Source organism: Cyanobacteriota bacterium (assembly GCA_025054735.1).
Lineage (GTDB): Bacteria > Cyanobacteriota > Cyanobacteriia > SKYG9 > SKYG9 > SKYG9.
In genome coordinates this window covers 1-7,437 of sequence record JANWZG010000181.1, presented here as the reverse complement: position 1 = coordinate 7,437, position 7,437 = coordinate 1, and the positions used below count along the sequence as shown (strand labels likewise).

The 7,437-nt window shown below is 48.7% G+C and carries 9 protein-coding genes and 1 pseudogene; 2 read left to right on the top strand and 8 right to left on the bottom strand.

Going from position 1 to position 7,437, the window contains the following annotated elements; genetic code table 11:
• The 7 genes and pseudogenes from NZ772_10155 to NZ772_10125 form a co-directional block, all read right to left on the bottom strand.
• Positions 1–1,562, bottom strand: a 1,562-nt coding sequence (locus tag NZ772_10155; GenBank protein ID MCS6813913.1) for a cyclic nucleotide-binding domain-containing protein, incomplete at its 3' end; no start/stop codon positions are given.
• A gap of 87 nt (positions 1,563–1,649) precedes the next feature.
• Positions 1,650–1,937, bottom strand: a complete 288-nt coding sequence (locus NZ772_10150; GenBank protein MCS6813912.1) for a hypothetical protein — start codon at positions 1,935–1,937, stop codon at positions 1,650–1,652.
• An 18-nt stretch (positions 1,938–1,955) separates the two neighbouring features.
• Complete coding sequence (locus tag NZ772_10145) at positions 1,956–2,114, bottom strand: hypothetical protein (GenBank protein ID MCS6813911.1); 159 nt, start codon at positions 2,112–2,114, stop codon at positions 1,956–1,958.
• A 37-nt stretch (positions 2,115–2,151) separates the two neighbouring features.
• Entirely contained in the window at positions 2,152–2,328 is a 177-nt protein-coding gene (locus NZ772_10140) for a hypothetical protein (GenBank protein ID MCS6813910.1), read from the bottom strand.
• 388 nt (positions 2,329–2,716) lie between these two features.
• Positions 2,717–3,127, bottom strand: coding sequence for an endonuclease domain-containing protein (locus NZ772_10135; GenBank protein ID MCS6813909.1), 411 nt, complete (start codon positions 3,125–3,127; stop codon positions 2,717–2,719).
• Positions 3,124–3,519: pseudogene (locus NZ772_10130) on the bottom strand (four helix bundle protein). Before NZ772_10130 ends, NZ772_10135 begins: the two are co-directional and overlap by 4 nt.
• Positions 3,520–3,765: 246 nt before the next feature.
• Complete coding sequence (locus NZ772_10125) at positions 3,766–5,415, bottom strand: hypothetical protein (GenBank protein ID MCS6813908.1); 1,650 nt, start codon at positions 5,413–5,415, stop codon at positions 3,766–3,768.
• A gap of 422 nt (positions 5,416–5,837) precedes the next feature.
• Between NZ772_10125 and NZ772_10120 the strand changes: the two genes are divergently transcribed.
• Positions 5,838–6,398 carry a GNAT family N-acetyltransferase gene (locus NZ772_10120; protein ID MCS6813907.1) on the top strand — a complete coding sequence of 187 codons (561 nt, stop codon included), beginning with the start codon at positions 5,838–5,840 and terminating at the stop codon, positions 6,396–6,398.
• Between the two features lie 107 nt (positions 6,399–6,505).
• Here NZ772_10120 and NZ772_10115 read toward each other — a convergent pair whose 3' ends face one another.
• Positions 6,506–6,796, bottom strand: a complete 291-nt coding sequence (locus NZ772_10115; protein ID MCS6813906.1) for a hypothetical protein — start codon at positions 6,794–6,796, stop codon at positions 6,506–6,508.
• A gap of 435 nt (positions 6,797–7,231) precedes the next feature.
• On the opposite strand from NZ772_10115, the gene NZ772_10110 reads away from it, so the two are divergent.
• Positions 7,232–7,437 (top strand): DUF3685 domain-containing protein (locus NZ772_10110; protein ID MCS6813905.1); only part of this gene is annotated, 206 nt, incomplete at its 3' end.

The window sequence follows — 7,437 nt, the reverse complement described above, 5'->3', positions numbered from 1 at the left end:
CCCAGCTTCATGTCAATGCGGTTAGTCACCTCAGCAAACAGATAGGTACGCAAGCTACTCAACAGGGCCTCAAAGACAGCCACAATCAGCAGCAAGATGCCCAGCACTTGCAAAGTATCGGGGCTGTTTTGCACCAATACCTTGTCAATAATTACCTGAATCATCAGCGGATTGGCGAGGCCAAAGAGTTGCACAAAGAAGGAAGCCAGTAATACCTCAATTAAGGGACGACGGTATTCCCGGATAAAGGGCAAAAACCAGGAGAGGCCAAATTTTTGTTGCGGGGTTTCTTTAGTGGCTTGCAGCAATAGTACCGGCAACATCTCGCCTAGGGATGCTGCTAGATCGGCTGGTTTTTGCTGAATTAGTCCCAACTCTGGGGAGGCGATCGTAATTTCTCGGTCGTTAGCCTTGTAGACGATCGCGGGTTTACCTTGCCAAATCAGCATAGCAGGCACAGGAATCTGCCCCATACTCAGAGTCGGTAGGGTCACGAGCTGGGCATTCAGACCAATCAGGTCGGCAATGGAGCCACAAATCTGTAGGGACACCTCATGCGTGGGGCTAATGTGGTGGTTAACCACCCGCCGAATGGCCTCCCGCCGGAAGGGGATGTTGAAATATTGGCACAACATCTGGAAGCAGGCCAAGGTTGTCGGTTGATTGCCCTTTGCCTGGATCAGGGGATAGGTCTTGCTGCGATCGGCCTCAGAGTCATAGACAAGAATCTCTGGTGGGGCGGGGGGAACCTCATTTATATCTGCTATTGCACGGTCAGATCTATGGTCGGGGCTGCTAGTAGCGGGGTTATCTGCTGGAGTGCCTGGGTAATGGCCATTGGCTACGCCTGATGCTTCTGGGGGAAGAATATCCTGGGGACGAAAGCCCACCAGCCGAGCAGGCTGATTGCCTTCAACTCGTAGGGTGACCTTACCGCCAGTGAGGTCAACTTCATCACCGATCGCTAGCCCTTTCACTGTGCCGCTAGCCAACAGCCACAACCGATCTGGCGCTAGATCGGTTAATGATGCTTGTTCAGGTTGCACTTGGCGCACGATAGCATGGGCACTGGCTGGAGCAGCTAGCTGACGAGCTTCTACCCCCGTCCACGGTTGCCGATTCAGGTAAGCATCCAACAGGGCTAATGCCTCGATCGGGCTACACTGGTTACGCATGGCATCGGCAAACTCGCCGTAGCGTCCCATCAGGCGTAAGAATTCCTCTGCGGACATAGCCAGGCAAATGGCATCCGTAGAGGCGATCGCTGTTTCACACCCGACCCCGCGCATGAGGCTAACGGCACCTAGCACGGCTCCAGATTGCAGCCGCTCCAAGGTTACTGGCATCTGGGTGCGAGTATCGTAACCCAACAGCCGAATGACACCCTGATACACTACCAAAACTTGGCCTGGAAGCTTGCCATGCTCCATCATCTTTTTACCCATGCTGTAGCCAAAGGGCTGCATGCGAGCAGCAAGGTCACGCAGTACAGTAGGTGGCAATTGACTAAAGGGAGAAATCTGGCTTAAGAACTCTAACGTATTAATTTGAATCTCTGCCATGCCTGGTTCGGGAAATACGATCGCTAACTGCTAATGATTATTCTGGCAACCCCACGATACTGGTTAAGATTTAAGGAATTGTAAAGACTAGCCCAGAATGGTTAGCCCATAGCGTTGTATCTTAGTTAACACAGTGTATGAGATTGCTTGTGCAGACAAGGGTGCTGATGACAGCAATAGTAGCCTGTAAACAGCTTTAAACCCAGTTGTCAATCCAATATCAATCTGACGGTTAAGATAAAGCCAACTATCCCAACGGCGATCGTCATGACCCAAGCTCTCAACCCCTAACCCCCCGCTCCGCTGAACGAATGCATTGCCAATGTGATTGGGCTGGGCATCGCCTACACTGCCAAAACGCTGCAACCTGTTCACTAAGGCACCGAACGACGGTTAGAGAACACAGGCAAAGCCATTAACCAAGCCATTGATTGCACCACTGAAGCCACGATCGCTAAAGTCAGGGGTGTGGATAATCGCTACCTTGACTGTTAGCTGCCGACTGCAAATTCTCCGCCACGGTTGATATTTGGCAGATCTTAGCCCAGGCAAAACGCGACTGCATCGATCGCCAAATCACCATTTTGGCCTAGGGAGCTATGGCAAAACCACCCTGTTGCGCCACATCGCCTACCGCCTCGGTAAAAGACAGCAGCCCCCATGAGTCCTGCCCTTTGTCCCCGTGTTGCTGCTGCTCCGCAAATACTGCGACCTGCTCAGCCAAGACAGTGCCCCCGATTTGCCCACCCCGATTACCACCCATCACATCCCAGCCTGCCCAGTGCGACCGACACAGAATCAGGGTTTCAGCAATCCGATGCCAGGTATCGAATCAAATCATACTCCGTAAACTCCAGTTCCCTCCTTATCAAGTGTGTCTAGGGGGGATCCTTTTCTACGCACCACAGAGCTGATCCTCCTAAATCCCCCTTACTAAGAGGGACTTCAAGCCACAGCTCGGTTCCCCCCTTATCAAGTGTGTCTGGGGGGATCCTTCTCTACGCACCACAGAGCCGATCCTCCTAAATCCCCCTTACTACGGGGGACTTCAAGCCACAGCTCGGTTCCCCCCTTATCAAGTGTGTCTAAGGGGGGATCCTTCTCTACGCACCACAGAGCCGATCCCCCTTAAATCCCCCTTACTAAGGGGGACTTTAATCTGCTATGTCAGTTCTTTTGCTCAACAGAGAAATCATCTCTTCAATCTGTTGACAAACTCCTTCAAATTGCTGCATCACCTCATCATTACTAAATCGCAGCACCCTCAAACTGTAGCTTTCCAGAACCTTTGTTCTCTCAGCGTTGTAGACTTGTCCCTGCTCTGTAAAATGGCTATCCCCATCTACTTCAATCACCAGTTTCACAGCATCACAATAGAAATCGACAATCAACTGGTCGATCGGACGCTGACGCAAGACTCGAAACGGCAATAGTCTGAGACAGTCTTGCCAAAGCTTCCGTTCCACAGGTGTAGGATTCTTGCGTAGTTCTTTGGCTCTGCTAGTCAATTTAGGATTGTAGGGTAAGTACCTGTTGACAATAGTTACGTCCGGATGGGATTTCATAGCAATCTGCATTCGGGTCGGTTGCGTTTGGTGTTGACGATGATGTTGAGCAGTTCTTCTGATTCCTCTAGTAGTGCGTTGAGCCGCTGGGCGGGTATGAGGTTGGTGGCAATCAGCAACCTGAGCCAATAGCGGGTTACTCGCAACTCCTTCAAAGCTACTTCCAGTTTGTGTAGAAAGTCTGCTTTGCTTTGTGCTGCCTGAGATTTCTCAACGTTTGCCCCTACCGATGTGCCAGAGTGAATCAGTTGGCGTTAGAGGGTGCGGCAAACAACTGGTTAATCATATAAGACTTGACACAGCTTAACAATCCGCACTGCAAACTCAAATGTCTGCTCCGTGATCGAGGTGAAAGTTCCTCCATGTTGAATGCCTAATTTTGAATTTTGCATTAATTTTGGCGATGTCACCCAGTGGTGGATCCCATCTGTCCCAGGGCAGGTGTTGTTATCTAGGTGCTACTCTGTGCAGCTTGCGTTTAAGCTTGGTAGGTTTGGTTAGCGATGGCGTAACCGAACAGAGCGTAGGCTGATGTTGGGTTTCACATTGTTTGACCCAGCCTGCAAAGAAGATTTGTCAGTCAACCAGATACCTCTACAATTTATACACACTCTGCTATCAAATACGCTTGTATGTACCTAGTAGTCGAACTCTATGTGCATCTCAAGGGTGCCTAATCCTAACTCTGCTACTGGAATGAAGCGTGTTTCCATGAGTGCCATCATGTCCTTGAGTTGAGGATTGCCTCGAGCAACACCAGTGATCCCTTTGGCGATGACCAATCCACAATAGCCATGGGTAGCACTACAGCATTGATTCCATTTCTTACGAACACGGCGATACTCTAGATTATCGTCCTGGAACTCTGCAAACAACTGCAAGTCTCCATTTTCCAACTGCAACAGTCCTAGCTCATAGGTTTGCTTGGCGTAGGGATCAAATCCAGGGTTGAAGCAAATTCCCCGTAAGCCTCCTGCGGTCTGAATGGCTTGGATGAGAGCTTTACCCTTGGGTTGAGAAATTTGCAAAATGACGATCGGCAAACCATTCCCCACCTGGGGAAAAACCGCAGGTGCCTCTTGATAAAAACTGGTCTGTTGACGCAGCAACTGGACTTCTTCCCAGGGCGATACCCTAAGAAGGGTAATCTTCTCGTCTGGAACAAGTGTATCCTGAATGAAGGGAAACCCTGTATTAATGTCCTCAGCTTCATTGTTAGCTTCACCACTATCATCCATCATGGTTAGGAGTTCCGTCGCCAAGGCTGGCATGGTGCTAATGCGAACAGTTACTGTAGAGCCTTTGGCATTAGAGTTAGCAGGCACCGCAATTCGATACTGGTTAGACAGCTCTGGAAACTGGGAGGATGTCAGCTCACGCTGATGCTGTTTCAAAAATCGATTTAAGGCACTTAGGGCAACGAGCATGGCATTTGCCTCGTCATCTTGCAGGTTAAACCGCAACCCCTCTAGGGGATGGATGCTACCAAAGCTAGGCTGAATATCATCTATCTCAGGAGTGCCAAGCCGCGCAAGAAACACACTATCATCTGAGTCGTCACGATCGAAGGTTACGAACAAGCAATCCTGTTGTAGAAATGCTTCTTGGGCTTCGTCTGTTGGTTCATGGATATTCATGACCGCTTGTCGAAATTGCCTAAGAGAGTCTATGGAGCGATACATAAGGATCCCATACTCTATACCCAGCATCCCCATAATGGAGATATAAAGTGTCTCTAAGTCCCAGGCGTTAAGGTCAACAGCGATTATCCGCTCTTCGCTCAGATATTCCCAGGGAGCGCGATGCCAAATTTCAAAGGCCTGATCATTCAACTGCTTTATCAACTGAGGAGACAGTTGTGGTGAACAAGACTCTACCGTGGCAGCAAAGTGACGATAAAACTCATCAATCAGGGGCAAACTGGGAACATAGTCCACAATGATGTCCATGTCCTGCAACACGCCCCGGAGAAAAAACTGTAACTCACGATCGTTGACCACAATCTTTTGAGGACGAGCAGGCTTGCCAGGGTTTTGGGGCATTTCCATAGCCCGCAATAGCGCTCTTACCACTGCTTCTTGCCCACTTATAGGCGACACTACTTCCACTGCACGCACAATTCCCTCAGAGCCATCAACCCACAATATGCAGTCGCTGCCATGGTCATCTGTATGAAACTCAACAGGCTGGTGCCGTAATGGCATCTGTAAACGAGCGCCCTCCCAGACACTTGGCAATTGCTTCAGTTGTAACAAACGGCGACGAATGGATGGAGTGAGAGCAGGCATAATGGTTTAGCGGATTGGTAGTTCCTACTAGTACTAGGATAGGGGGGTTTTAACCAACCATCGTATTTTGCAACAGATTAACAAATCTATCATGCTGAAACCTGAGCAGACGATCGTGGAGCAGCGATGGTGCTCCATCAAGTCAAGGTCATGGCCAGCTACCGCAGCCGACAGGTCACTTGGCAAGCAGGCGGAAGACAAGGGGCAACAGGTTATCGTTCCCGCCCCAAACGCTATCTATACAGCCCCATTTTGTTCCTCAGTAAGAACTTAAGCTCGCTTTGTCAGCTACTCCATCAGGCATACAGGGGATCGTACAGAATCATACAGATAAGTATGGCGTAATTTTTGTCAACCTATCGAGCAGTGGTAGCGCTAGAGTTGTAGCGACAACCCAATGGGAGAAACGCAGTAAAAAACCTATGGTAACAACGTCAACATCCTATACGGATGACAGTGACACACTCAATATTCGGGATATGCAGATTGATGATATTGCCCCTGTCTATCATTTGGGGGAGTCATTGTTTACCAGCGACCTGTACCCATACCTGTATCGCACCTGGGATGAATGGGAGGTCATTGGTCTATACAATACGGATCCAGAATACTGCTTAGTTGCAGAAATTGCTGATCAGCTTGCGGGTTTTGTGCTAGGAACTACAATCAGCAAGGCATCTTGGATTTATGGATATATTATCTGGCTGGGAGTAACACCCCAGTTTCAACGCCGGGGCATTGCCGATCGACTTGTAGATAAGATTGTAGAGCGCATGATTGAAGACGGGGTGCGGTTTATGCTGGTTGATACTGATCCTGCCAATGTAGCTGCTGTTAACTTTTTTACCCGCAAAGGATTTGGCAACACCCGCCAGCATGTCTTTATGTCAATGAATCTCAGCAAGCATCATATCTATGGCAGGTTGATTTCCTATGAACGCGACCGAGCAGAGCGCGTTGGCCGACGACGATCGCGCCGCTAGTTTGTAGCTAGTCGTGAACCCTGTCTTAACAAAACCCCCCTAATCTAATGCATTAACGGGAATGCCGTTGATGACTCTCTCGCGTTAGCAGTAGACTTAAGGGTTAGCTAGGCAACTGCTATGGTTGTTACGGATGCTGACATGTGAGCCACGTCTGGCAGTGATGGCTCATCTTGCCACTCGGCTGAAATATCTACACTATCCCAAGCAGATGAAAATGCTCGTAATGCAAGAGGACATGCCTTCCAACTACTCTGAACAGGAACTCCCAATTGTTGGCAGTTTCCTCCCCGTCGTCCTGACGGTGTGTAGTGAATGCAATATCGGCAGGATGACGTTGAATTCGGTGAGGTTTTCACATCTGGAACTCCCATATAGGCTAGGTGTGTAGCGATCATCAGCATGGCTAATCTCATACAACTATTTTGTCTGATGCTGGAAAAAGCCTATGAACCCAGTGATCCCCACCTTGATTGGATTTCGACCGTCTTCAATATCTAGTGATTTTCAAGTTGTCTTTAGATTTGTATTAAAAACCAGATACATTCTTAGAATTCCCAAGAACATGGCAGTTTTAGCCGTGAAACAGACGGGGATCGTAGGAAACTTATTAAGATTTACTTTTTTACTAATGTGCTCTTAATTGAATTCTGTAATCTTTACAACCTTAATAATGAGTGATTAGCAGCTCACTTGATGTGATCAGGATCCCATTGGATTACTAATAGAAATCACACCAGAATCAATATCTGGCTCAGCAATATTGCTGTCAAAATAACAGCATTTTTACGGATCCATTTTTGCTACATTAACGTATTTGAGCAATCGCTGCCATGGATGATACTCCCTACAACCTACTGCTAATCGACGAGGATCCTGTTTTTCGTCTAGGGCTACGCACTCTACTCGCACAATTTGCTGATTTGCTAGTTACGGCAGAAGCAGATAACAGTACACTTGCCCTAAAAATCTTGGCCAGTCTAGAATCACCGGACGCAACGTCTACGGCTGCTCTAGACACTGCTGAATCTGGGTCTAC